This window comes from Kitasatospora sp. NPDC015121, from assembly GCF_055562955.1.
Window position 1 is genome coordinate 352,150 of record NZ_JBVHEH010000005.1, and the last position, 20,848, is coordinate 372,997.

23 protein-coding genes are annotated in these 20,848 nt (G+C 75.1%); 10 read left to right on the forward strand and 13 right to left on the reverse strand.

Annotated features, from left to right (window positions below; all coding sequences use genetic code 11):
• Window positions 1–2 precede the first annotated feature (2 nt).
• Together ACZ3J7_RS09720 and gap are read left to right on the forward strand one after the other, a co-directional pair.
• Window positions 3–959, forward strand: coding sequence for a GlxA family transcriptional regulator (locus tag ACZ3J7_RS09720; protein WP_465618596.1), 957 nt, complete (start codon window positions 3–5; stop codon window positions 957–959).
• Between the two features lie 136 nt (window positions 960–1,095).
• Window positions 1,096–2,094, forward strand: a complete 999-nt coding sequence (gene gap, locus ACZ3J7_RS09725; RefSeq protein ID WP_465618598.1) for a type I glyceraldehyde-3-phosphate dehydrogenase — start codon at window positions 1,096–1,098, stop codon at window positions 2,092–2,094.
• Window positions 2,095–2,199: 105 nt separating this feature from the next.
• Here gap and ACZ3J7_RS09730 read toward each other — a convergent pair whose 3' ends face one another.
• Window positions 2,200–3,420 carry a serine hydrolase domain-containing protein gene (locus ACZ3J7_RS09730; RefSeq protein ID WP_465618599.1) on the reverse strand — a complete coding sequence of 407 codons (1,221 nt, stop codon included), beginning with the start codon at window positions 3,418–3,420 and terminating at the stop codon, window positions 2,200–2,202.
• Between the two features lie 221 nt (window positions 3,421–3,641).
• Between ACZ3J7_RS09730 and ACZ3J7_RS09735 the strand changes: the two genes are divergently transcribed.
• Both ACZ3J7_RS09735 and ACZ3J7_RS09740 read left to right on the forward strand, forming a co-directional pair.
• Window positions 3,642–4,208, forward strand: coding sequence for a SigE family RNA polymerase sigma factor (locus tag ACZ3J7_RS09735; protein WP_465618601.1), 567 nt, complete (start codon window positions 3,642–3,644; stop codon window positions 4,206–4,208).
• Window positions 4,205–5,053 carry a hypothetical protein gene (locus ACZ3J7_RS09740; RefSeq protein ID WP_465618603.1) on the forward strand — a complete coding sequence of 283 codons (849 nt, stop codon included), beginning with the start codon at window positions 4,205–4,207 and terminating at the stop codon, window positions 5,051–5,053. The genes ACZ3J7_RS09735 and ACZ3J7_RS09740 overlap by 4 nt, the downstream gene beginning before the upstream one ends.
• 239 nt (window positions 5,054–5,292) lie before the next feature.
• Here the strand turns inward: ACZ3J7_RS09740 and ACZ3J7_RS09745 are convergent, their stop codons facing one another.
• The 3 genes from ACZ3J7_RS09745 to ACZ3J7_RS09755 form a co-directional block, all read right to left on the reverse strand.
• Window positions 5,293–6,072: an ABC transporter permease gene (locus ACZ3J7_RS09745; protein WP_465618605.1), complete on the reverse strand. Its 780-nt coding sequence runs from the start codon at window positions 6,070–6,072 to the stop codon at window positions 5,293–5,295.
• Window positions 6,069–7,049, reverse strand: a complete 981-nt coding sequence (locus tag ACZ3J7_RS09750) for an ATP-binding cassette domain-containing protein (protein ID WP_465618607.1) — start codon at window positions 7,047–7,049, stop codon at window positions 6,069–6,071. Before ACZ3J7_RS09750 ends, ACZ3J7_RS09745 begins: the two co-directional genes overlap by 4 nt.
• 72 nt (window positions 7,050–7,121) lie before the next feature.
• Window positions 7,122–7,790 carry a DUF4097 family beta strand repeat-containing protein gene (locus ACZ3J7_RS09755; RefSeq protein WP_465618609.1) on the reverse strand — a complete coding sequence of 223 codons (669 nt, stop codon included), beginning with the start codon at window positions 7,788–7,790 and terminating at the stop codon, window positions 7,122–7,124.
• 237 nt (window positions 7,791–8,027) lie between these two features.
• Between ACZ3J7_RS09755 and ACZ3J7_RS09760 the strand changes: the two genes are divergently transcribed.
• A complete protein-coding gene (locus ACZ3J7_RS09760) occupies window positions 8,028–8,762 on the forward strand; it encodes a helix-turn-helix domain-containing protein (protein WP_465618611.1) in 735 nt (244 codons plus the stop codon).
• 18 nt (window positions 8,763–8,780) lie between these two features.
• On the opposite strand, the gene ACZ3J7_RS09765 is transcribed toward ACZ3J7_RS09760, so the two are convergent.
• Window positions 8,781–9,473 (reverse strand): DUF6882 domain-containing protein, encoded by a 693-nt coding sequence (locus ACZ3J7_RS09765; protein WP_465618613.1) that lies wholly within the window; start codon window positions 9,471–9,473, stop codon window positions 8,781–8,783.
• A 232-nt stretch (window positions 9,474–9,705) separates the two neighbouring features.
• Between ACZ3J7_RS09765 and ACZ3J7_RS09770 the strand changes: the two genes are divergently transcribed.
• The gene (locus ACZ3J7_RS09770) at window positions 9,706–10,773 is read left to right on the forward strand and encodes a class I SAM-dependent methyltransferase (RefSeq protein ID WP_465618615.1); all 1,068 of its coding nucleotides are present in this window, start codon (window positions 9,706–9,708) and stop codon (window positions 10,771–10,773) included.
• A 55-nt stretch (window positions 10,774–10,828) separates the two neighbouring features.
• Here ACZ3J7_RS09770 and ACZ3J7_RS09775 read toward each other — a convergent pair whose 3' ends face one another.
• Window positions 10,829–12,796 (reverse strand): lamin tail domain-containing protein, encoded by a 1,968-nt coding sequence (locus ACZ3J7_RS09775; RefSeq protein WP_465618617.1) that lies wholly within the window; start codon window positions 12,794–12,796, stop codon window positions 10,829–10,831.
• A 221-nt stretch (window positions 12,797–13,017) separates the two neighbouring features.
• On the opposite strand from ACZ3J7_RS09775, the gene ACZ3J7_RS09780 reads away from it, so the two are divergent.
• On the forward strand, window positions 13,018–13,947 hold the full coding sequence (locus tag ACZ3J7_RS09780; RefSeq protein WP_465618619.1) for a LysR family transcriptional regulator: 930 nt from the start codon (window positions 13,018–13,020) through the stop codon (window positions 13,945–13,947).
• Here ACZ3J7_RS09780 and ACZ3J7_RS09785 read toward each other — a convergent pair.
• The 6 genes from ACZ3J7_RS09785 to ACZ3J7_RS09810 all read right to left on the reverse strand — a co-directional run bounded on the left by ACZ3J7_RS09785 (window position 13,941) and on the right by ACZ3J7_RS09810 (window position 18,516).
• On the reverse strand, window positions 13,941–15,170 hold the full coding sequence (locus ACZ3J7_RS09785; RefSeq protein WP_465618620.1) for a metallophosphoesterase: 1,230 nt from the start codon (window positions 15,168–15,170) through the stop codon (window positions 13,941–13,943). The two genes, ACZ3J7_RS09780 and ACZ3J7_RS09785, sit on opposite strands and share 7 nt — an antisense overlap.
• A 216-nt stretch (window positions 15,171–15,386) precedes the next feature.
• Window positions 15,387–15,809: an SRPBCC family protein gene (locus tag ACZ3J7_RS09790; protein ID WP_465618622.1), complete on the reverse strand. Its 423-nt coding sequence runs from the start codon at window positions 15,807–15,809 to the stop codon at window positions 15,387–15,389.
• 24 nt (window positions 15,810–15,833) lie between these two features.
• Window positions 15,834–16,844: an aldo/keto reductase gene (locus tag ACZ3J7_RS09795; protein WP_465618623.1), complete on the reverse strand. Its 1,011-nt coding sequence runs from the start codon at window positions 16,842–16,844 to the stop codon at window positions 15,834–15,836.
• A 202-nt stretch (window positions 16,845–17,046) separates the two neighbouring features.
• A complete protein-coding gene (locus ACZ3J7_RS09800; protein WP_465618625.1) occupies window positions 17,047–17,304 on the reverse strand; it encodes an amphi-Trp domain-containing protein in 258 nt (85 codons plus the stop codon).
• A gap of 85 nt (window positions 17,305–17,389) precedes the next feature.
• Window positions 17,390–17,842, reverse strand: coding sequence for a carboxymuconolactone decarboxylase family protein (locus ACZ3J7_RS09805; RefSeq protein ID WP_465618627.1), 453 nt, complete (start codon window positions 17,840–17,842; stop codon window positions 17,390–17,392).
• On the reverse strand, window positions 17,839–18,516 hold the full coding sequence (locus ACZ3J7_RS09810; protein ID WP_465618629.1) for a class II aldolase/adducin family protein: 678 nt from the start codon (window positions 18,514–18,516) through the stop codon (window positions 17,839–17,841). Before ACZ3J7_RS09810 ends, ACZ3J7_RS09805 begins: the two co-directional genes overlap by 4 nt.
• Before the next feature lie 115 nt (window positions 18,517–18,631).
• Between ACZ3J7_RS09810 and ACZ3J7_RS09815 the strand changes: the two genes are divergently transcribed.
• Together ACZ3J7_RS09815 and ACZ3J7_RS09820 are read left to right on the forward strand one after the other, a co-directional pair.
• Window positions 18,632–19,012, forward strand: a complete 381-nt coding sequence (locus tag ACZ3J7_RS09815) for a MerR family transcriptional regulator (RefSeq protein ID WP_465618631.1) — start codon at window positions 18,632–18,634, stop codon at window positions 19,010–19,012.
• 105 nt (window positions 19,013–19,117) lie between these two features.
• Window positions 19,118–19,348, forward strand: a complete 231-nt coding sequence (locus ACZ3J7_RS09820; RefSeq protein ID WP_465618633.1) for a type II toxin-antitoxin system Phd/YefM family antitoxin — start codon at window positions 19,118–19,120, stop codon at window positions 19,346–19,348.
• Between the two features lie 317 nt (window positions 19,349–19,665).
• On the opposite strand, the gene ACZ3J7_RS09825 is transcribed toward ACZ3J7_RS09820, so the two are convergent.
• Window positions 19,666–19,869, reverse strand: a complete 204-nt coding sequence (locus tag ACZ3J7_RS09825) for a cold-shock protein (RefSeq protein WP_030916923.1) — start codon at window positions 19,867–19,869, stop codon at window positions 19,666–19,668.
• A gap of 432 nt (window positions 19,870–20,301) precedes the next feature.
• Between ACZ3J7_RS09825 and ACZ3J7_RS09830 the strand changes: the two genes are divergently transcribed.
• Complete coding sequence (locus ACZ3J7_RS09830) at window positions 20,302–20,523, forward strand: hypothetical protein (protein WP_465618635.1); 222 nt, start codon at window positions 20,302–20,304, stop codon at window positions 20,521–20,523.
• The last annotated feature ends 325 nt before the right edge of the window (window positions 20,524–20,848 follow it).

Below are 20,848 nucleotides of genomic sequence, written 5' to 3' on the forward strand. Positions count from 1 at the left end.
GGATGTCAGCTCCTCGTCTGCGCCGGGTGGCCGTGCTGGTCCTGGACGGTGCCAAGCCGCTGGACGTCGGGATCCCGGCGCAGGTGTTCTCCACCCGCGCCAGCATGCCGTACGAGGTGCGGGTGTGCGGCGCGGCGCCCGGGCTGGTCGCGGGCGGGGACGGCCTGTCGTACCACGTGGCGCACGGGCTGGAGGCGCTGGAGTGGGCGGAGTCGGTGTTCGTGCCCGGCTACCGGCACCCCGACCGGGACGACCCGCCGCCGGCCGTGGTCGGCGCGCTGCGCGCAGCGCACGGGCGCGGCGCCCGGCTGGCGGCGATCTCCACCGGGGCGTTCGCGCTGGCCGCGACCGGGCTGCTGGACGGGCGGCGGGCCACCACGCACTGGCACTACACCCGGGCGCTGGCCGCCAAGTACCCGAAGGTGCGGGTCGACGAGAACGTGCTGTTCGTCGACGAGGGCCGGATGCTGACCTCGGCGGGCGCCGCGTCCGGCATCGACCTGTGCCTGCACGTGCTGCGCGGCGACCTCGGGGTGGCCGCGTCCAACCACACCGCGCGCCGCCTGGTCGCCGCGCCGTACCGCAGCGGCGGCCAGGCGCAGTACGTGCCGCGCAGCCTGCCCGAGCCGGTCGGCGAACGGTTCGCGGCCACCCGGGAGTGGGCGCTGCACCGGCTGGACGGCCCGCTGACGGTGCGGACGCTGGCCCGGCACGCCGCCGTCTCGCCGCGCACCTTCTCCCGGCGCTTCGTCGAGGACACCGGCTACACGCCGATGCAGTGGGTGCTCAGGGCCCGCGTCGACCTGGCCCGTGAGCTGCTGGAACGCTCCGGGCACAGCGTCGAGCGGATCGCCGCCGAGACCGGCCTGGGCACCGGCGCCAACCTGCGCGCGCACTTCCAGCAGATCCTCGGGACCACGCCCAGCGAGTACCGCAGGACCTTCGCGAAGGGCGAGTAGGCGCCCGCCCGCGCCTGGCGCGATCCTTGCGAACCGTGGCACGGGTGCCACTGCCACCGCCCTTCCCGGCGAGCGAGAGTGGAAGCACACCACCCCGCAGGAACCCGCAGAAGAGCCGCAGAGAAGGGCACCACCCATGACCCGCATCGCCGTCAACGGATTCGGCCGGATCGGCCGCAACGTGCTGCGCGCCCTGCTGGAGCGCGACAGCAAGCTGGAGGTCGTCGCCGTCAACGACCTGACCGAGCCCACCGCGCTCGGCCGGCTGCTCGCCTACGACACCACCTCGGGCCGGCTCGGCCGCCCGGTCACCGTCGAGGGCGACACCCTGGTGGTCGACGGCCGCCGGATCAAGGTCCTCGCCGAGCGGAACCCGGCCGACCTGCCCTGGGCCGAGCTGGGCGTCGACATCGTGCTGGAGGCCACCGGCCGGTTCACCTCCGCCGAGGCCGCCCGCGCCCACCTGGCGGCCGGCGCGAAGAGGGTCCTGGTCTCCGCCCCGTCCGACGGCGCCGACGTCACGCTCGCGTACGGCGTCAACACCGGGGCGTACGACCCGGCCGCGCACACCGTCGTCTCCAACGCGTCCTGCACCACCAACGCGCTCGCCCCGCTGGCCGCCGTCCTCGACGAACTGGCCGGCATCGAGCACGGGTTCATGACCACGGTGCACGCCTACACCCAGGAGCAGAACCTCCAGGACGGCCCGCACCGCGACCCGCGCCGGGCCCGCGCCGCCGCCGTCAACATCGTCCCGACCACCACCGGCGCCGCCAAGGCGATCGGCCTGGTGCTGCCGCAGCTGGACGGCAAGCTGTCCGGCGACTCGATCCGGGTGCCGGTGCCGGTCGGCTCGATCGTCGAGCTGAACACCGTCGTCGCCCGCGACGTCACCCGCGAGGAGGTGCTCGCCGCCTACCGCGAGGCCGCGGCCGGCAAGCTGGCGGGCGTGCTGGAGTACTCGGAGGACCCGCTGGTCTCCTCCGACATCACCGGCAACCCGGCGTCCTCGATCTTCGACTCGGAGCTCACCCGGGTCGACGGCCGCCACATCAAGGTGGTCGCCTGGTACGACAACGAGTGGGGCTTCTCCAACCGGGTGATCGACACCCTGGAGCTGCTCGCCGCGAGCTGACGCCGGACCGGCCGTCCGGCCCGGACGGCGGGACCGAACGCCGGGGGCCCGCACCGCGAACCGCGGTGCGGGCCCCCGGCGTTCGGTCCGGCGACGGGTGCCGGCTCAGAGCGCGGGCAGGCCGAACGCGGCGGCGGCGACCCGGTACTGGGTGGGGAACGAGGCGCCCTGGCGGGAGGTCGGGGTGAAGGAGTACACCAGCTCGCGGGAGGCGTCCCGGGTGGCGAACACCGCGCTGGTGTAGCCCGGGCGGCTGCCGGTCTTGCCCCACAGCTCGATGCCGGGCGCCGGGGTGAAGCGCATCAGGCCGGTGCTGAAGCAGGCCCGGCCGGCCGTCGGGCCGACGTCGCAGTTCTTGTTGCGGAAGTTCGGCACGTCCGGGACGGCGAACAGCTCGGCCTGCTGGGCGGGCGGCAGCAGCTCGCCGCGCAGCAGCGCGGACAGGAAGCGGTCCAGGTCGGGCGCGGTGGAGACCATGCCGCCCTCGGCCCACGGCCACGGGCTCTGCCGGGTGACGTCCACCAGGTCGGTGCCGCCGCCGGGCCGGGGCACGGCGAGGACCGCGTGCGCGGTCGGGTTCGGCAGGGCGGTGTCGTCGGCGGCCGGCACCGAGGTGTGGCGCAGGCCCAGCGGGCGCAGCACCCGCTCGGTGACCTCCTGCTCGAAGCTCCGGCCGCTGACCCGCTCGACCAGCAGGCCCGCCAGGAAGTAGTTGACGCCGTTGTACTGCTGGGCGGTGCCCGGGGCGAACCGGGCCGGCTGCCCGGCCAGCGTGTCGAGCACCTGCCGGGGCGTCCAGCGGTCGGCGGCGTGCGCGGCGAACCAGGCGGCCTCGCCGTCGTCGGTGCTGCCGTCCGGGGCGGCCAGGCCGTCGCCGCCGGGCAGGCCGCTGGTGTGGTTGAGCAACTGGCGGACCGTCACCGGCGGGTAGCCCGCCGGGAGGGCGTCGGGCAGGTACCGCTGGACGGTGCCGTCCAGGTCGATCCGGTGCTCGGCGGCCAGCTGCAGCAGCACGGCGGCGGTGAACACCTTGGAGATGCTGCCGATCCGGAACCGCCCGTCCGCCTTCACCGGCCGGCCGGTTGCCGGGTCGCCGGTGCCGGAGGTGCCGCTCCAGCGGCCGCCGTCACCGTCGACCAGCACCACGGCGCTGGTGACGTCCGCGTCGGGCAGGCCCGCGATCGAGGCCCGCAGCGCGGCCGCGTCCGGCCCGGCCCGGTGGCCCGCGACCGGCGCGGCACCGGCCGTCCCGGCGGCCAGCGCCACCACCAGCGCACCGATCGCGGTCGTCCCCGCCAGCCGGCGCCCCATCGTCCTCGCGCGCATCGCCGTACTCCTCAACCCCGTTGTTCCCACTGGTCCCTGACGTCGGGAAGTCTTCCGTCCGGGCGGTGCCGCGACATCCGGGGCGGACCCTGACCCGGCCCGGAGCGGACCCCGGGCCGGCTCCGGGGCGGCGGCGCCCCGCGCACGGGGTCGCCGCCCGCCGGGGACGGAGCGGTGCGGCGGCTGACAACCTTTCCCCGGGGCCCGGGCGTCTGGTCGGTGTGAGCCGAGAAACCGAGGACGACGCCTACGCGGACTTCGTCGTGACCGCCTGGCCCCGGCACCTGCGCACCGCGACGCTGATCACGGGCGACCGCCACCGGGGCGAGGAGCTGCTCCAGGACTGCCTGGTCAAGCTGTACGTGCGCTGGCGGCGGATGCGGACCGACGACCCGCACGCCTACCTGCGGCGGATGCTGGTCAACAACCACATCAGCTGGTGGCGGCGCCGCCGCCGGGAACTGCTCACCGCCGAACCGCCGGACGGGCCCTCCGACGGTGCGGCGGGGACGGAGGACGCGGACGAGCTGTACCGCGCGCTGCGCGAACTCCCGGCCAGGCAGCGGGCGGTGGTCGTGCTGCGGCACTTCGAGGACCTGACGGAGAAGGCCGCCGCCGAAGTCCTCGGGTGCTCGGTCGGCACCGTCAAGAGCCAGCACTCCCGGGCGATGGCCCGGCTGCGCGTCGTCCTGGCCCGGAACCCGACCGGGGACGAGGACCCGTCCGGGCGCCGGGCGGGGAACCACTCGAAGAACCACTCGAAGAAGCAGGAGAGTGCCCACCGATGAACGACACCGAGCACCGGGAGATGTCCCGCGCCCTGCGGGACCTGGCCGACCGGCACGGTCCCGCCGGGCCCGCCCCGCTCACCGAGCTGGTGCACCGGGGCCGCCGCCGCCGGGGACTGCGCACGGCCGCCCTCACGGGCGGCGTCGCCGCCGTCGCCGCCGTCGCGGTGTTCGGCGGGGCCGCCCTCGCGGGCGGGCCGACGGCGACCGTCGCGGCTCCGGCCGGCGGGGGCACCGCGTCCGCCACCGCCTCCGGGACACCCGGCGGCGCGGTCAGCCCGGGGCCGTCCAGTGGGAAGGAGATCGCCGCGCTGCTCGGGAACCGCCTCCCGCAGGGCTACCGGGCGGACGGCGAGCCGTTCGTGCTCGACGGCCGGGACGCCGACCCGAGCCCGCTCGACAGGCAGCTCATCGAGGAGCGGAAGAAGCGGGCCGCCGAGCACGGCGGTCCGCCCGACCTGCTCGGCGGCGACCGGATCGGCGCCGGGTACACCATCGCCCGGGGGGCGAGGACCGGCACCGTGCAGCTCACCGTCGAACGCGGCCCGGGCGGGGACGCCCGCCGGGCACCGGCCACCTGCGACACCCAGGGCTGCAGCGTCACCGCGCAGCCGGACGGCAGCACCCTCGTGCTCTCCCTCCCGCCCGTGGCGGCGGGCGGCCAGCAGGTCTGGCAGGCGGCCCTCCACCGCACCGACGGCACGCTGGTCATCGCCGAGTCGGGGACCGTCCCGCTGCCCGGCCGCGGCACCGAGCTGTACGCCGGGCCGCCCGCGTTGGACGGCCGGCAGCTCACCGCGCTCGTCCTCGACCCGGTCTGGACCCGGGGGGCCGCCGCCCGCTGATCCGGGGCCGGCCGGCGCTCCGGCTCCCCCCGACGGTGAGTCTCCCCGTCCGACGCCCCCACGGAGCGCACGCGCCGCCCCCTCGGCCTCGGTGGCACCCGCGGGTCCGAGGACCGCCCACGCGGTACGGCCCTTTCGACGGTTCGCCGCCCCCGCTCCGCCGGACACCCGTGGTGTCCGAGTCGCGGTGTGACGTGCCGTCGAAAGGGCCGGGGCGGAGCTGGGAGGGGAGGGGCGGGCTACTTCGGGTCGCGGTCGAACTGGGCGCGGGACCAGCGGTAGCCGAGGACGGTGAGGGCGGTGCACCACAGCAGGGCGATCCACCAGTTGTTGCCGATGTGGGTGCCCAGCAGCAGGCCGCGCAGGGTCTCGATGGCGGGGGTGAAGGGCTGGTACTGGGCGACGGGCTGGAACCAGCCGGGCATCGAGTGCAGCGGGACGAAGGCGCTGGAGATCAGCGGCAGCAGGATCAGCGGGAGCGCGGCGTTGCTGGCGGCCTCCGCGTTGGGGCTGCCCAGGCCCATGCCGACGGCGACCCAGGTCAGGGCGAGGGAGAACAGGGCGAGCAGGCCGAGGGCGGCCAGCCACTCCAGGACGGTGGCGTCGTGGGTGCGGAAGCCGATGGCGAGGCCGACGGCGCCGACCAGCAGCACGCTGGCCACCGACTGCAGGACGCTGCCGGCCACCCGGCCCAGCAGGACCGAACCGCGGTGGATGGCCATGGTGCGGAAGCGGGCGACGATGCCCTCGTTCATGTCGGTGGCCATCGAGACGGCGGTGCCGACGACGGTGGAGCCGATGGTCATCAGCAGGATGCCGGGGACCAGGTAGGCGATGTAGGCGGAGCGGCCCAGGCCGCCGCTCATCGCGCCGCCGAAGACGTAGACGAACAGCAGGAGCAGCATCACCGGGGTGAGCAGCAGGTTCAGGGTGAGGGAGGGGTAGCGGCGGGCGTGCAGCAGGTTGCGCCGCAGCATGGTGGCCGAGTCGCGGACGGCGAGGGCGAGCGGGCTGCTCATCGGGCGTTCTCCTCAACGGAAGCGGTGCCGGCGGGGGTGGTCTGGGCGGGGACGGCGGGGTTGCCGGTGAGGGCGAAGAAGACGTCGTCGAGGTCGGGGGTGTGGACGGTGAGCTCGTCGGCTTCGGCGCCGGCCGCGTCGAGGCGGTCCAGGACGGAGCGCAGGGCGCGCTGGCTGCCGTCGCTGGGGGCGGCGAGGGTGAGGGCGGCGTCGTCGCGGGCGGCTTCGGGCAGGGCGCGGGCGGCGGCGCGGTAGGCGTCGGGGTCGGTGAAGCGGAGCCGGACGTGTCCGCCGGGGACGAGGCGCTTGAGTTCCTCGGCGGTGCCCTGGGCGGCGATGGTGCCGTCGTGCAGGACGGCGATGGTGTCGGCGAGCTCGTCGGCCTCCTCCAGGTACTGGGTGGTGAGGAGGACGGTGGTGCCGTCGGCGACCAGCTGCCGGATGATCTGCCACATGCCGTGGCGGCTGCGCGGGTCGAGCCCGGTGGTGGGCTCGTCGAGGAAGATGATGCGCGGGTCGCCGACCAGGGTCATGGCGATGTCGAGGCGTCGCTTCATGCCGCCGGAGTAGGTGGAGGCGGGCTTGTCGGCGGCGTCGGTGAGGTCGAAGCGGGCCAGCAGTTCGGCGGCGACCCGGCGGCCCTCGGCCTTGGGCAGGTGGTGCAGGTCGGCCATCAGCAGCATGTTCTCGGTGCCGGTGATCAGGCCGTCGACGGCGGAGAACTGGCCGGTGACGCCGATCGCGGCCCGCACCCGCTGGGGTGCGGTGGCCAGGTCGTGGCCGCCGACGGTGACCTGCCCGGCGTCGGGGCGCACCAGGGTGGAGAGGATCTTGACGGCGGTGGTCTTGCCCGCGCCGTTCGGGCCGAGCAGGGCGAAGACGGTGCCGGTGGGGACGGCGAGGTCGACGCCGTCCAGCACGGTCTTGTCGCCGTAGGACTTGCGCAGCCCGTTCGCCGCGATGGCCAGGCCGGTCATGGGGAGCTCCCTCGGGTGGGTGTGGGGGTGGTGGGGTGTGCGGCGGTGCGGGTGCGGCGCGGTGACGGACGGTCAGACCGTGCGGGCGGAGATGTCGCCGTGCGCGGTGGTGGCGCGGATGGTGACCGCGGGGACGTCGTCGGCGTTGCGCAGGGCGTTGTGGACGCGGCCGTGGCCGGTGCCGGCGTCCAGCGCGGCGGAGGTGCCGCGGGCCACGCCGACCGAGATCGAGCCGGACGTGGTGGACAGGTCGAGCGCGCCGCGCACCGCCTCGGCGACGGTGATGTCGCCGCGCTGGGTGCTGATCTCGGCGGGCCCGGTGAGGCGGCCGACCTCGATGCTGCCGTCCTGCAGGGTGAGGCGGGCGGCGGACGCCTCGTCGAGCTTCACGGCGCCCCGGGCGCTCTCGAAGGAGACGTCGCCGAGCCTGCCCACGCCCCGCAGCCGGGCGTCGGCGCCCTTCGCTTCGACGGTCGAGCCGGCGGGCAGCCGGACGGTGACCTCCAGGGCGCCGGTCGGGCCGAGCGGACGCCGCGCGGCGGTGTCGGTGACGATCCGCAGCACGCCCTCGGCGAAGGTCACCCCGGTCTGCTCGACGGCCTTGGCGTCCCGGCTCTTCGACGGGTCGGCGGGGCCGAGCTCGACCACGGTGTCGGCGCGGTCGGCGGCGATGAACCGGACCGGGCCGGCCGGGACGTCCAGGACGACGGTGATCGGGGCGGGGGTGGCGAACTGCTGCACGGGGTACTCCTCGGTGTCCTTGGCGCTTCGTTTCTGACGTTGGAAACGCTACGTTGCGTTCAAGGATCGGGCAACAAGCTTGTTGCAATCGAAGCGCGTTTACGCAGCTCAGAGTAGGAAAATCGTTGCAATGATCCTGGGGATAACGCAACGTCAGGAGAAGTACCCGTTGCAATGGAATGAGAGTGAACGCTATGCTGGGCGCGGCAACGACACGCAGCGCAGAAGGAGGGCCCGATGCCGGGAGGCAGGCTCACCCAGCAGGAACGCCAGCAGATCGCCCTGGGCCTGGCCGACGACCTCGCCTACGCGGAGATCGCCCGCCGGCTCGACCGCCCGACCTCCACCGTCACCCGCGAGGTCATGCGCAACGGCGGCCCCACCGGCTACCGGGCCGACCTCGCCCACCGCGCCACCGAGCACCGCGCCCACCGCCGGGCCGCCGCCCCGGCCCGCGACCCGCGCCGCGCCGGGCAGCCGGACGACGGGCGCGACCCCGCCGCCGTGGACGCCTTCGAGGAGACGATCGCCACGGTCTTCATGCACTCCGGCATGAGCCGGATGCCCGCCCGGGTGCTGGCCGCGCTGATGCTCACCGACTCCGGCACGCTGACCGCGACCGAGCTGGCCGGACGGCTCGGGGTCAGCCCGGCCTCGGTCTCCAAGGCGGTGGCCTTCCTGGACGAGCAGGCGATGATCCGCCGGGAGCGCGACGACCGCCGCCGCGAGCGCTACCTGGTGGACGAGGGGATCTGGTACCAGTCCGCGGTGGCCAGCGCGCACTCCAACGCCGCGGTCGCCGCCACCGCCCGGCAGGGCGTCTCGGTGCTCGGCCCGGGCACCCCCGCCGGGGAGCGGCTGGAGAACGTCGCCCGGTTCCTCGACCACCTCTCCGAGATGCTGCTGCGCGCCGCCGAACAGGCGCGCGAGGTGCTCTCCGCCAAACCCGCGCCGGAGCCCGAAGAAGGCTGAACGCCTCCGCCCGGACGGTCAGTTGCCGCCGAGCGTGCCGTCGACGGAGGCGATCCGGCCTTGCGGGTCGAACGCCACCCGGACGGTGTGCCCGCCCGTCAGCCGCGCGGTGATCGCGTCCGGCGCCTCGGCCACGGGCGCGCCGTGCCGGCCGAAGTAGCCGCGCACCACGACGCGGGCGTCGCGCCCGAACAGCCCGGCGCCGGTCAGCAGCATCCGGGGCACGGTGACCGGGTCGAGCGGCGCCGGCGGGAGGGCCGGGTCCTGCGGCACGAAGTACACCCGGGTCTCCGGCCCGGCCGACTGCCCGATGTAGCCCGGCGCGCCGAGCACGCCCATGCCGGTGAAGGCCAGCGCCTCGGCCGCGTGCCGGGGGTCCGCGAAGTCGGCCAGGTCGACCTCCGGCTCCGCCAACTCCGGTACGCCGTGCGCCCGTCCGAACTCGGCGACCCGGGCGGCGGCGGCCGTCACCGGCGTCCCGGCGAAGCCCGGGTTGGCCCAGCCCCACAGCCACGACCGCGCAGAGGGGTCGAACGTCCCCAGCAGTCCGACCCGCAGGGTCAGGTCGCCGCTCCGGTAGGCGCACTGCTCCAGGTCGGCGGTCCACGGCGCGTCCGGCAGCACCCGGCCCAGGGCCTCCACCTGCTCGGCGCCCCAGGCGGCGTGCTGCTCGGCGACGTGGAGGAACGGCTCGCTGAAAGTCGTGGTCACGCCGCCAGCCTAGCGAGCCGGGACGAGCCGACCGGGGGCCGGCCGTCCGGGCGGCCGACCACCGCTCCGCGCCCGGACCCGGCCAACAGGGCGGTCGGCAGGCGGAGGACTAGCGTGGCGGGTGAGGGGAGCCGCCCAGCTCACCGGATCGCCGGCCGCGGGCGCGGGCCGCGACGCGGTCGCGGGACCCCGCCGGCCGCCGGCCGCCGCTCCGGTGGCGGAAGGAGGAGTGATGGCTCTCGCCGTGGAACCGGACCTGGCGAAGCAGGAGGCGTTCGCGGGCCGGATGCTGCAGGTGCTGAACGACGCCTGCCTGGGGTTGATGGCCGGTGTCGGGCACGAGAGCGGCCTGTTCGACACCATGGCCGGACTGGAACCGGCCACCGCCGCCGAGGTCGCACGGGCCGCCGGGCTGAACGAGCGCTACGTCCGGGAGTGGCTGGGCGCGATGGTGACCGGCGGCGTGGTCGACTACGACCCCGGCCGCGCGACGTACCGGCTGCCGCCCGAGCACGCCGCCTCGCTGACCCGGGCCGCCGGGCCGGACAACCTGGCCCGGATCGCCCAGGACCTCGGCATGCTGGCCGAGGTCGAGCAGCGGGTGGTGGAGGCCTTCCGGACCGGCGCCGGGGTGCCCTACGAGGCCTACCCGAGGTTCCAGGCGCTACAGGCGGAGGAGTCCGGCGAGGTGTACGACCTCGCGCTGGTGCACGGGATCGTGCCGCTCGTCCCCGGCCTGGCGGAGCGGCTGCGGGCCGGCGCCGACGCCGTCGACATCGGCTGCGGGCAGGGCCACGCGGTCAACGTGCTGGCCGAGGCGTTCCCCGCCAGCCGCTTCCTCGGCCTGGACCGCTCGGCGGAGGGCGTCGCCGCGGCCCGCGCCGAGGCCGCCGGCCGCGGCCTGCCGAACGCGGATTTCCGGGTCGGCGACAGCGCCGAACTGACCGGCTCCTACGACCTGGTGACCGCCTTCGACGTGATCCACGACCTGGCCCGCCCGACCCGCACGCTGGCCGCGGTCGCCGCCGCGCTGCGCCCGGACGGCGTCTTCCTGATGGGCGACATCGCCGCCTCCAGCCGGCTGGAGGAGAACATCGGCCACCCGCTCTGCCCGGCGCTCTACGCCTTCTCGGTGTTCTACTGCCTGAGCGTCTCGCTCGGCGAGGGCGGCGAGGGCCTGGGCACGGTCTGGGGCGAGCAGACCGCCCGCCGGATGCTCGCCGAGGCGGGCTTCGGCCGGGTGGACGCCCGCCGGGTCGAGGGCGACGTCCTCAACGTGTACTACGTGGCCCGGCGGTGAGACGGCGGGGCCCCGACCGCGGGATGCGGTCGGGGCCCGGTCGCCTCGCCCCGGTTCAGCAGGGGAAGGTGCCGCTGTACAGGGCGTGCCCGTACGAGGAGGTGCCGGCGCCGAAGCCGTGGACGCCGTCGTCGCTCCAGACCGCCTCGCGGAAGCCGCCGGCGCAGGTGGAGACCGGTGCGAGGGCGAAGCCCTCCAGGTTGTCGACCGGCATGACGGCCGGGTTGGTGTAGGTGACGTCCGGGACGATCGCGCCGGAGGCGTCGACCTTCAGGAAGGTGTGGGTCTCGCCGCAGGTGTTGTCGCAGGTGGCGACGATCCGCTGGGTGCCGGCGTCGTAGGTCACGTCCATCACGCCCGGCTTGCCGGTGGAGACGGTGCCGAAGGTGGTGAAGCCGCCGTCCGAGTCGAGGCCGTAGACGTGCAGGGTGCCGTCGTACTCCAGGCCGGCGAAGAACAGGCCGTCGCCGTGCAGCGGGTAGTCCGCCGGGTCGTAGGCGGCGCCGGTCAGCGGGTCGATCCAGCCGTTCGCGGTCAGCCAGCTGTCCGGGACGAAGCCGACGCCCTCGAAGCCGAGGTTGGCGTCGTCCTTGCTGCCGGTGTTCAGCTGCGGGAACTGCGCGGTCATGTCCCACTGGCGGACCGGGGTGAGGACGCTGCCGGTGACGGCCGGGTCGAACTCCATCACGGTGTCCTTCGGCACGGTGTTGTCGGCGTTGTCGCGCTCGGAGGTCACGTAGACGTGGCCGTTGCCGCCGACGGTCAGGCCCTCGGCGTCGGGCTGGCCGGTGCCGCCCGCGAAGCGGATCTGCTTGCCGGTGGCGCTCCAGGTGGCGTCCGGGACCCAGGTGCCGTTGCTCTTGACCAGCTTGTACAGCCAGTTCTTGTTCTTCGCGGCCCACAGCACCGACGGGTCGGCCGGGTCGAAGGCCAGACCGCTGAGGTCGCGGCCCTCGGGGCCGGTGGAGGTGGTGAACGCGCAGACGCGGTCGGCGATCGTCACGTCGAGGCCGCCGGGCCAGGACCGGGTGCCGGCGGGGGCGGAGCCGGTGCCGCCCGGGGCCTCGGGGGCGCAGCCGCCGGTGAGCGCGCCGCCACCGCCGAGCAGGTGCCCGGTGCCACCGCCGGTCCCGCCGCCGGGAGTGCTGCCGACGCAGGAGTTCACGGCGCCGAAGGTGGCGTTCGCGGAGGTCCGGAAGCCGGAGGCGCAGCGCTCGTCGGAGGGGGAGGCGCCGGCGGCGGCCCAGGTCACCGAGTCGACGGTGGTGCCGCTGCCGTCGAGCAGGAACAGCGAGTCGTTGCCGCCCAGGCCGATGGCCGAGTTGAAGGTGACGTAGCCGCCGGCCGGGATGCTGGTCGCGCTCGGCGCGGCGGAGGAGAGCGAGGCCGGGACGTGCGAGGGGTCGCCGTCGGCGTACTTCCAGGAGCCGATGCCGACCGCGCCGGTGCCGCCGTTGTACAGCTCGACGGTGTCGGAGCCGTCCGAACCGACCTCGTTGACGACGACCCGGCCGACGGCCGGGAGGCTCGCCGGGCAGCCGGCGGCGTTCGCCGAGCCGAAGGTGGCGGTGGTGGCGGTCACCCAGGCGCCGGTGCCGTCGCCGCCGCAGCGCGCCATCGCGGGCTTGGCCCTGTCGGCGGCCCAGTCGACCCGGTCGACCACGGTGCCGCCGGCGGTGTAGATCACCAGCTTGTCCGAGTCCCCCAGCCCCTTGGGCGAGTTGAAGGTGACGAAGCCGCCGGCCGGGATGCTGCTCGCGGACGGGCTGAAGGACTGCGGCGAGAAGCCGTCGTCGGCCATCTTCCAGCCGCTGACGCTCACGGCGGTCGAGCCGCCGTTGTACAGCTCGACGGTGTCGCCGCCCGACGAGGTGACCTCGTTGACGCGCACGTTCTGGTAGCCGACCGGGTCGGCGGCCGAGGCGGCCGGGGCGGCGAGCAGCCCGGTGGCGAGCAGGCCGGAGAAGGCGAGGGAGAGGGCGCACGCGGAGGCGACGCCGACACGCGAGTGTGAGGTGGGCACGGGCCGGAACTCTGGCGACCGGACATGGAAACGGCGTGTACGCGGGCTGAATCGCCGCCGCTGCCCGTCGGAACGCCGGGTGCCCGGGGGCGGGTTCGGGCCAACCGGAGCGGACCGATTGCTCCACAAAGAACAGTTGTCTCTCCCTCGTTGTTTACCCAGGCCGCACAACATCTACCCGCCCTGGTTACAACCAGGAGTTGTTCAGTAGGGTGGCCGCCATGGACCTCGAAGCCGTACGCACCTACGTCGCCGTCGCCGAGTCGGGCCAGTTCCAGAAGGCCGCCACCGACCTGGCGATCACCCAGCAGGCCGTCTCCAAGCGCGTCGCGGGCCTGGAGCGCGACCTCGGCGCCCGGCTGTTCACCCGCACCCCGCGCGGCGTCGAACCCACCGTCGACGGCCAGGCCTTCCTGCCGCACGCCCGCGAACTGCTGAGGGTCGCCGACCGGGCCGCCGCCTCGGTCCGCCCCGGCGGCCGGCCGCTCCGCGTCGACGTGCTCAACTCGCGCGGCGCGGCGGCCCGGCTGATGCGCTCCTTCCACCGCGCCCACCCCGGCGTCGAGTTGGACATCGTGATGCTGGTGGACATCGAGGACGCCGTCGCCGCACTCCGCACCGGCACCCTCGACGCCTCCTTCCGGGCCGTCGCGATGCCCGGCCGCCCGCTGCCCGACGACCTCACCGCCACCCCCGTCACCGCCGAGCGCCTCGACCTGCTCACCGGCCCCGGCCACGCGCTGGCCGCCGCCCGCTCGGTGCCGCTCGCCGAACTCGCCGGCCACCGGATCTGGATGCCCGGCATCCGCCCCGGCAGCGAGTGGGGCGCCTACTACGACGCGCTGGCCGCCGAGTTCGGCCTCACCATCGAGTCGACCGGCCCCAACTTCGGCTCCGACGCCCTGCTCGACACCGTCGCCGACACCCCGGCCCTGGCCACCTTCATGGGCGAGGACACCCGCCTGGTCTGGCCCACCTCGTACGGGCTGCGCCGCGTCCCGGTCACCGACCCCGTCCCGGTCTACCCGCACTCGCTGCTGCGCCACCGGGACAACCCGCACCCCGCGCTGCCCGCCCTGCTGGCCCACCTGGCGGCCGCCGCCGAACCGGCCGTCCCGGACGCCTGGGTCCCCGGCTGGGCCCGCTACTGACCCGCCGGGCCGCCCGCGCGCAGCGTCAGCACGGTGACCTCGCTCGGCGCGAACACCCGGAACGGCGGGCCCCAGAAGCCGGTGCCGCCGCTGGTGTAGAGCTGGGTCCGCCCGCCGTGCCGGCTCAGGCCCCGCACCGTCGGCTGGTCCAGCCGGACCAGGTGGCGGAACGGCCAGATCTGGCCGCCGTGGGTGTGTCCGGAGAGCTGCAGGTCGATCCCGGCCTCGACGGCCCGGGCCACGTACTTGGGCTGGTGGGCGACCAGCAGCACCGGCAGCTCCGGGTCGGCGCCGGCCAGCGCGGCGGCCAGGTCGGCGCGGTGCCCGGCCAGGCCGGAGGACTCGGCGGTGACGTCGTCCACGCCCGCCAGCACCAGGGTGTCGCCGCCGCGCTCCACCAGCAGGTGGCGGTTGTGCAGCGCGTCCCAGCCCAGCTCGGCCATCCGGTCCAGCCAGCCCTGGGCCTCGCTGCCGTACTCGTGGTTGCCGGTCACGTACACCCGGGCCAGCGCGGCCCGCACCTCGCCGAGCGGCGCGGACTGCGCGCGGCGCCGCTCGGGCGTGCCGTCCGCGATGTCGCCGGCGTGCACCACCACGTCCGCGTCCAGCGCGTTGACCAGCTCGGTGACCCGCGCCGACCAGGCCGCCCGGTCGATCGGACCGTAGTGGGTGTCGGCCAGCAGGACGACCCGGATGCCGTCCAGGCCGCGGCCCAGACGCGGCAGGCGGACGTCCAGCCGCCGCACCCGGGGCACCCGCATCGCCTCGTGGTGCCCCCAGCCCAGCAGGACGGCCGCCGCCACCAGCACGGCCAGCGCGACCAGCCGGGCCCGCCCCGCGCCGCCGACCCCGAACCCGGCCAGCAGCCCGTCCGCGACGGCCCCCAGCACCGAGCAGGTCCACAGCACCCAGACCACGCCGAGGCTGGTGTCCGCGACCCGCGCCGCCCGGTCGTCGCGCGAACCCGGCCGGTGCCCCGCGAGCATCAGGAACGGGAACCCCATCGCCCAGGCCACCAGCACCCCCGTCCCCACCAGCACTACCGGCAGCGGCCACCCCGTTCCGGCCGCGAGCAGCGTCCACCACGGCGGCAGCACCAGCAGCACCAGCGCAGCCACCAGCACCCCCAGCCGCCGCCCCCGCCCCGACCGCCCCGCCGCCCGCCGCGCGGGTATCGCCGCCCGCTCCGTGACCACGCCGTCCGTGACCGTGCCGTCCGCCACCGCTCGCCTCCTGGCCGTCCGCCTCCGGCCCGGGCCCGCTGCGGGAGGTGCCCCCGAGTCTCGCGCACCCCCGGGCGGCGGCGGTAGCCCGGGGGTGCGGCGTCAGGCCGACGGCGACGGCGACGGCGACGGCGACGGCGACGGCGACGGCGGCGGCGTGCCGGTGCGGCGTGGCAGGCCGCCGCCGGGCGGGACGCTCGGCCGGTCGGCGCCGGGTCAGTCGGCCAGCGTCCGGTGCAGGGCGTCCAGGCCGTCGGTGTAGATGCCGGTGAACAGCTCGACGACCTCCCGTTCGGTGGCGCCGCCGACCGGCTCGAACCGGCCGGACCACTGCACCTCGGCGAGGTCGTCGCGTCCCGGCACGGCGTGCACCCGGAGCGTCGAGACGTACCCGTCGACCGGGAACGGGGCCTGCAGGATGGCGTAGCTGTACTGCCGCTCGGCTTCGTTGAAGTCGACCAGCCGCTCGACGATGACCTCGCCGCCGGTGTTGGCGAGCCGGCGCACCCGGCCGCCTTCGCGGGTGGTGCTCTCGGGGACGTACGGCAGCCAGTCGGGCAGCGAGTCGAAGCCGCCGACGAGGGCCCAGACCCGGTCGGGGGTGGCGGGGACGGTGCGGCTGACGGAGGTGGAGGCCATGGCGGTGTCCTTCCGGATCGGGGTTCAGGCGCCGGCGGGCAGCGGGGCGGCGGGGCTGACCAGGGCGGCGGCGCGCAGGTCGTGCCAGAACGCGGCGGGCACGGCCTCGTCCAGCGCGGCGGTGTCCTCGGCGATCCGGCTGGGCCGGGTCGCGCCGGGGACGGCGGCGGCGGCGACCGGGTGGGCGAGCGAGAACTGCAGGGCGGCGGCCTTGACGCTGACGCCGTGCCGGTCGGCGAGGGCCTTCAGCCGGGCGACCTTCTCGATGACCTCGGCCGGGGCCTGCTGGTACTCGAAGTGGGTGCCGCCGGCCAGCACGCCGGAGCTGTAGGGCCCGCCGACGACCATCTCGGCGCCGTGCTCGGCGGCCATCGGCAGCAGGCGGCCGAGGGCGTGCTCGTGGTCGAGCAGGGTGTAGCGGCCGGCCAGCAGGAAGCCGTCGGGCCGGGGCTCGTCCAGCGCGAGGGTCAGTTCGATCGGCTCGGTCCGGTTGACGCCGAGGCCCCAGGCCTTGATGACGCCCTCCTCGCGCAGCCGGGACAGCACCCGGAAGGCGCCGGTGCGGGCCTCCTCGAACGTCGCGAGCCAGGCGTCGCCGTGGAAGTCCTGGGCGATGTCGTGCACCCAGACGATGTCCAGGCGGTCGGTGCCGAGCCGCTTCAGGCTGCCCTCGATCGAGCGCTCGGTGGCGTCGGCGGTCCACTCGTGCAGGATCCGGTTCGGATTGCCGTGCTCGAACAGCCCGCCCTTCTCGCCGAGTTCGTGGGCGGCGGTGGCGTGCTCGTCCAGGACCACCCGGCCGACCTTGGTGGACAGCACGTACGAGTCGCGCGGCTTGCCGGAGAGCACCTGGCCCAGGCGCTCCTCGGCGAGCCCGGCGCCGTACAGCGGGGCGGTGTCGTAGTAGCGGACGCCCGCGTCCCAGGCGGCCTCGACGGTGGCGCGGGCCTGCTCGTCGGGGATCGCCCGGAACATGTTGCCGAGCGGGGCGGTGCCGAAGCCGAGCTTGCCGGGGAGGAGGTTCTTGAGGGTCATGGCGGTGCCTTCGTGGAGCGGCCGGCGGGCGGCGGCCCGGGCGCGGGGAGGCGCGGAACGGGGCCGGGCCCGCCGGGTGGCGCGGACGCCCGCAGTCGATGCAGGCGCCCCTTACTTGCATCGACAATAATTGCACACGCTGCCTAATGCAAGGACGGGCCGGCTCGGGTCCGCTCGGGCCCGCTCAGGCCCGCCGTTCCGCTCAGTCCGCCGCCGCCCCGGACCCCTCCGGCTGCCCCGTGCGCCACGACATCTCGATCTCCAGCTCGATCTCGTCGCCGTCCAGCTCGACCTCGATCTCGGTCCGCAGCTCGTCGGGGATGCGCACGGTCAGCTTCCCCGGCCCGAGCTCCAGCTCGGCCTGCCCGCCCCGCCTGATCGCGGCCGCGAGCGCCTCCAGCTGGTCGGCGGCCTCGGACCGCGACAGCGTCCGCTTCTGCGTGAACTCGAGCTCCTTCACGGGAACCCTCCTGACCCGACGGGGATACCGGACCCTGCCATCCTCCGGCCTCCCCGCCCGCTCGGCACGGCGAGCGGGCGGCCTCTCAGCCGTTCCCGTCCGGCAGGAGCTCGACGACGATCTCCAGGCCGAGCGCGTAGGACGGCGTGCCCGAGGTGATCAGCGCGGTCTCCGCGACCCCGATCAGGTCGGTGAGCGAGGCGCCCGCGTGCAGTGCGCCCCGGGCGTGGATCCGGGCGGGCTCGGCCCGGCCGAGCGCCAGCAGCTGCCCGAAGTGGACCAGCTGCTGCACCCGCCCGCCGAGCGGGCTGTCGGCCAGCACGACGTGGCGCAGCGCGGTGAACGCCTCCTCGGTGGGCAGCCGTCCCAGGGCCAGCGCCACCCGCAGCCGGTCCTCCACGCCGGGCGGGACGGCGCCGAGCGTCGCCCGGTAGCGCTCCCGCAACGCCTCGGCTCGTTCGGCGCCCTCCGTGCCGGTCGTGCTCGCCGTGTCCGCCGTGTCCGCCGTGTCCTCCGCGGCGGCCGCGGTGCCCGTCACGACGCGACCCGGGCGATCGAGGCCCGGACGTCCGCCAGCGCACCCGGCGGGAAGTCCACGGCCCCGCCGATCGCGGCGGCGGCCAGCTCGGCCTCGGCGCTCTCCTCGATCGCCACCACGAGCCGCCAGGCGGCCGCCGGGTCCGGACCGAACACCAGCAGCCCGTGGTTGGCCAGCAGCACGGCCGAGGTGGTCGGACGCCGCTCCAGCACGTCCGCGATGCCCCGCACCGACACGTCCGACCCGCGCGGCCCCCAGGGCACCACCGGCACCTCCTCGGGCTGCCCGAAGCGCAGCATCGGCTCGGTCCGGCAGGGCAGCGGCCGGTGGGCCACCGCGAAGGCGGTCGCGGCGGGCGAGTGGGTGTGGACGATCGCGCCGACCTGCGGGCGGGCCCGGTAGACGGCGCTGTGCATGGTGGTGATCTCGGCGCTGACCGACCGCAGTTCGCCGTCCAGCAGCCGCCCGTCGAGGCCGACGGTCGCCAACTGGTCGGCCGCCAGGTCTCGGACGTACCCCGGGGTCAGCAGGAAGCGGTCGCCGTCGATCCGGGCGCTCAGGTTGGCGTGCCCGGAGTGCGACATCACCCCCGCCGCGAAGAGCTCCCGCGCCGCCTCGACCAGCCCGTCCGCCGCCTCGACCGTCCCGTCCGGCCGGCTCGCCGTCCCTGTCATCCGAAGCCTCCAACTCCCTCGTGGCGGAGGCCGGTTCGCCTCCGCCGCAGCTGACGGCAACTCTGCGACTTGAACTAGGGTTCAAGTCAAGCACCGTCCCCGGGAGGAGCGTCCCGTGCGCCTGACCATCGGCCAGCTCGCCGCCACCACCGGCGTCCCCGCGTCCGCGATCCGGTTCTGGGAGCGCCACGGCCTGCTGCCCGCCCCCGAACGCCAGGGCGGCCAGCGCCGCTACCCGCCGCAGGCCGCCGAGCGGATCGTCCTGCTCCGCACCTTCCAGCGGGCCGGCCTGAGCCTGGCCGAGGTCGCCGAGTTCCAGCGCGAGCAGCCGCACCGGCAGGCGATGATCCGCGCCAAGCTCGCCGAGATCGACCGCCGCCGGGCCGACCTCGACCACGCCGAACGACTCCTCACCCACGCCCTGCGCTGCGGCAAGCCGGACATCGTCGAATGCCCGACCTTCCGCGACCAACTGGCCTCCGGACACGCCGGCTAGACCGGGAGCGCCACCGCGCCGGCGAGGCCGCAGTCGGCTCGGGGCGCCTTGGAGTACATCTGTTTCACTTGCCACCTCCGCTGCCTCGGTGACAGGCGTGAGCCCGTGATCGAGTCCATGGCCGGGGCCCGCAGCCACCTCGCCGACGTCATCGACCGGGCGCGCCGCGAGGAGATCCCGGCGATCATCACCAGGTGCGGCAGGCAGGAGGCCGTGGTGATCGACATCGAGGAGCACCAGCGCCTCCGCCGAAGGGCGGACGCCGCCGAGGAGGCGTGGCTGAACGGGCTCGCCGACGAGGCCGCGGGCCTAGGAGGAGATGGCGAGGATGACTGACGTCCGATGGGCCACGTCACGCGCTTCGCCGCGCGCCCCCAGCGGGAGCTGCTGACGACCGGACGTCCCGATCGTCCGGGTCCTGGCCGTCGGCCGCCGCGATGGATCCCCTAACCGCCACCACCCTCGCGGTCAGCAGGCCCGCCGCCTGGAGCCGGGGGGTCATGGCGGCGTAGTCGGTGAAGACCGTTTGGTCGGCAAGGTGGTGATCGGCATTCCCCGAGCGGGCGCGCCCGCAACGCCGAAAGGCCCGCACCGGGCACCAAGTGCGCGGTACGGGCCTTTCACTGCCAGGCTGTCGCCGTGGCAGACGGGAACTACAGCGGGCGAATGTTCTCGGCCTGCGGGCCCTTCTGGCCCTGCGTGACGTCGAACTCGACCTTCTGGCCCTCGAGCAGCTCGCGGAAGCCGCTGGCGTTGATGTTCGAGTAGTGGGCGAACACGTCCGGACCGCCACCCTCCTGCTCGATGAAGCCGAAGCCCTTTTCCGCGTTGAACCACTTCACGGTGCCATTAGCCATGTAAAAAATCTCCTTCAAGGGACCTTCCGGAACCCGCACGATACGAGCACCGAGTCACCGTGATGAGCACCCGCCCGGAAAGCGACCGGGAAAACAGAAAATGCGCCCGCGATACATCAGCGGGCGCACACAAAGTTCATGGGAACCACTACCGCAACTTCTTCGACTGTAGCAGCCCCGGGCCCCCGGTGGGGGGAGGTTTCCGTCCCGGTTTCGACGGAGCCCGTCCGCGCGCCGGGGGCCCGGCCCCGACCCGCGCGCCAACCGCCCCACTACCCCCGGCGGTTGGCCCGGCCGGCCGCACCGGCCCGGCCCCGCCGGGCCCCGGCCCCCGCCGGGAGTGCCGTTCGACACATCCGGCATATCGGGCACCCGGAATTCGGGCCGTCAGAAAGAGGCGCCACCCGGGCTCCACGGCGCATACTGGACTGGATGAAAAAGCCTGAAGCAGTCCGCCGGCACCTGCCCACCAGCCCCTTCAAGGCCAAGCCCGAAGCGCCCCGCAAGCACTTCGCCGTCGGCGACCGCGTCACCCACGACGCCTACGGCCTCGGCCGGGTCCTCGACGTCGAGGGCGACAGCGCGGTCCTGGTCGACTTCGGAACACGACAGGAGCGCATCGCCGAGCCCTACCGCGGGATGTTCACCCTCTGACCCGCGAGCGCCCGCCCACGCCCGCCGGAGGCCCGGACCACCGGAACGGCCCGCGCCCCGGCAGGCGGCGCCCGCGCACGCCCTGACGCGCTCCGCGACGCGCGTCCCGCGCCCCCGACCGGGGTCACGGGCGACGTGACGGTCCCCGCCCTGTTCCGTCCGGGCGGCAGGGCCGCGCCGTTCCGCCCGGAGGCGTGCGGTCTCCCGGGCCTCCTCTCGGCATGCGCTCCGCCGCGCGGCCGCCCTTCGTCTTCGTGGTCCCTGCCGCCCGCCGCGAGCCGTCCGTCGTCCCTGCTGCTCGCCGTCTTCGCCGCGGGCCGTCCGG